General features: G+C 64.0%; 1 protein-coding gene. It reads left to right on the forward strand.

Annotated elements, in window-relative coordinates; translation table 11 throughout:
* The first annotated feature begins 64 nt into the window (after window positions 1-64).
* Window positions 65-1218, forward strand: a protein-coding gene (locus J2Y58_RS20950) for an IS3 family transposase (protein WP_405053153.1) whose coding sequence is annotated in 2 segments (ribosomal slippage) — window positions 65-323 and window positions 323-1218 — 1155 coding nt in all. Because the reading frame shifts where the segments join, the coding sequence is not laid out codon by codon here.
* The last annotated feature ends 28 nt before the right edge of the window (window positions 1219-1246 follow it).

A 1246-nucleotide genomic window follows, 5' to 3' on the forward strand; every position in this document is an offset into this window, starting at 1 on the left:
GTGACCTGCCCCCCGTTGGCTCCCTCGCTTTGATGTAGAGTCTGCACCAGGAAGGAGCAGACGAGTGAGAAAGAGCCGTTTTTCCGAGGAACAGATCATTGGGATGATCAAGGAGCAGGAGGCAGGGCTGCCGACGGCGGAAGTCTGCCGCAAGCATGGGCTGAGCCCGGCGACGTTTTACAAGCTGAAGGCGAAGTATGGCGGGATGGACGTGTCGGACGCCCGGCGGCTGCGGCAGCTCGAGGACGAGAATGGGAAGCTGAAGCGGCTGTTGGCGGAGAGCGTGCTTGATAACGCGATCTTGAAGGATCTGTTGGGAAAAGTCTGACGACGCCGTCGCAGCGACGGGATGCGGCGCTGGGCGTGATGCGGGAATATCAGGTCTCGCAGCGCCATGCCTGCATACTGCTCGGTGTCGATCCGAAGACGGTTCGGCGAGAACGTCCGCCCGACCATGTCGAGATCCGCGCGGAGATGCGCGAGATCGCCGCCACGCGCCGCCGCTTCGGCTATCGGCGCGTCGGCGTCATGCTCGAACGCAAGGGGCATGTCATGAACCACAAGAAGCTCTACCGGTTGTACCGGGAAGAAGGGCTGTCCGTGCGCCGGCGGCGGGGGCGCAAGCGCGCCCGCGGCAGCCGCACGCCAATGCCCCTGCCGCTGCGGCCGAACGACCGCTGGTCGATGGACTTCGTTGCCGACACGTTCGGAGCCTCGCGGCGACTGCGCATCCTCGCGATCAACGACGACTGCTGCCGCGAAAACCTGTGCCTGATGGGCGACACCAGCATCTCCGGCGTGCGGGTTGCCCGGGAGTTGGACACGCTGGTGCGGCTCTACGGCAAACCGACTTGCATCGTCAGCGACAACGGGACCGAGTTCACCAGCCGGGCAATCCTGAAGTGGGCCAGCGAGAACCAGGTCGAGTGGCATTATATCGATCCCGGCAAGCCGCAGCAGAATGCCTTCATCGAATCGTTCAATGGGTCGCTGCGCGACGAACTCCTGAACGAGGAACTGTTCGGCAGCTTGGCTGACGCCCGGCGTAAGCTGACGGTCTGGCGCTACGACTACAACAACGTCAGGCCGCACTCGTCCTTGCAGAACCAAACACCGGCACAAGCGCGCCGGGCGTTCCTGCAGGACGGAAACGTCACCCCCGGCGCGCTTGTGCCGGCGAGCATGCCCGAATATCAAACCAGCGGACTCTCGTTATGACCGCGGGACCGATGGGGGGCAGGTCACG

The organism is Sphingomonas sp. BE138, assembly GCF_031456125.1.
GTDB lineage: Bacteria > Pseudomonadota > Alphaproteobacteria > Sphingomonadales > Sphingomonadaceae > Sphingomonas.